Genomic DNA, 265 nt, shown 5'->3' with positions numbered 1-265 from the left:
ACACGGTGAAGGCTCCGGGGTCCAAGGAAACGCGTGACAGTCTGCAGGCGATGCAGACGTCGGCGCGGGCCCTCTCGGCCGATCTCGAGTCGGTTGCCGGGTTGCGTACCTCCCTGACCGATCTCGGTTCCTCGGTGCAGACGTCGGCGGCCTCGGCCAACAGCGCGATCTCGTCGGCGTACACGTCGGCGGTCGAACTCCGCGACGGTCTGGCGACCCTGGCCGGCGCCCGGACCGACGCGGTGGCCGCCGCCGAGCAGGTGAC

The 265-nt window shown here is 70.9% G+C and carries 1 protein-coding gene; it reads left to right on the top strand.

Translation table 11 applies throughout. The features are described from left to right. Positions 1-50 precede the first annotated feature (50 nt). A partial coding sequence (locus SB754_RS20805; RefSeq protein ID WP_410784251.1) for a hypothetical protein occupies positions 51-265 on the top strand: 215 nt, incomplete at its 3' end.

This window comes from Leifsonia sp. SIMBA_070, from assembly GCF_046534635.1.
Classification (GTDB): domain Bacteria; phylum Actinomycetota; class Actinomycetes; order Actinomycetales; family Microbacteriaceae; genus Leifsonia.
The sequence above is the reverse complement of the archived record's forward strand: the minus strand, read 5'-3'. Positions and strand labels throughout refer to the sequence as shown.